The sequence below is a fragment of the Advenella sp. RU8 genome (assembly GCF_048381675.1).
GTDB lineage: Bacteria > Pseudomonadota > Gammaproteobacteria > Burkholderiales > Burkholderiaceae_B > Advenella.
On sequence record NZ_JBLWIS010000022.1, the window covers coordinates 1 to 838 of the forward strand.

Annotated in this window: 2 protein-coding genes; both read right to left on the reverse strand. The window is 51.6% G+C overall.

Translation table 11 applies throughout. The annotated features are described in order from the left end of the window. On the reverse strand, positions 1-310 hold a 310-nt coding region (locus ACM5Q9_RS14260; protein WP_418145422.1), incomplete at its 3' end, for an IS3 family transposase. A 95-nt stretch (positions 311-405) separates the two neighbouring features. Continuing rightward, on the reverse strand, positions 406-838 hold a 433-nt coding region (locus ACM5Q9_RS14265; protein ID WP_418145424.1), incomplete at its 5' end, for a helix-turn-helix domain-containing protein.

Sequence of the window (838 nt, forward strand, 5' to 3'; positions counted from 1 at the left end):
GGCTGTTTTTGATTTTGAATTCAGTTACATCGGTTACCCATTTTTGATTCGGTTTATCGGCATCGAACTGGCGCTGGAGCACATTCGGTGCCATCTCTCCGGTGGTTCCTTTATAAGATTGATATCTCTTGATGCGCACCAACGACGTCAAACCGAGCTCCTGCATCAGGCGCTGCACCACCTTGTGATTGATGACCACTTTCAGGGCGTTGCATAGCTCCACCTTGATACGTCGATAGCCATAGCGACCCTCATGCTTCTCATAGAGATCACAAATCTTGTCTTTGATGACTGCATATTTGTTCTGCACAGCCATCACCTTGCGCTGATAGTAGAACGTACTACGCGACAGTTCCGCTGCCCTTAACAGCAGTCTTAGCGAATGATCTGGCCTTAACCCCTGAACTACTTGCGCTTTTTCTGCAGCGCTGCAGCCTGTTTCGCTTCGATTAAGGCCCCTAATTTTTTTAAGTAGGCATTCTCCGCACGCAAGTAGGCCAGCTCGTCCAGCAGTTCTTTCTGCGTACGTGTTTCGTCAGGCGCAGGCGCCTTGGGGAGATGTTTTTTGGGCATTTGCATTTGAGTTTCACCTTTGTGCGGGGGCTTCAAGGCCCCGGATTCAGCGGTATTATACTGACGACGCCACTGGCCGATGGTTCCAATGCTGCGGATGTTATACACTGCAGCGGCTTGCCGGTCGGATAACCCCTCGCGATCGATACGTTGCAGTACCTGCTGCTTGAACTCGGCACTGTATGTGGCGCGCTTGTTCTCCAGCCCGGACACGCCATGATGCCGGTAGCTCGCCACCCAATAGCGCAATTGAGAAATATCCACC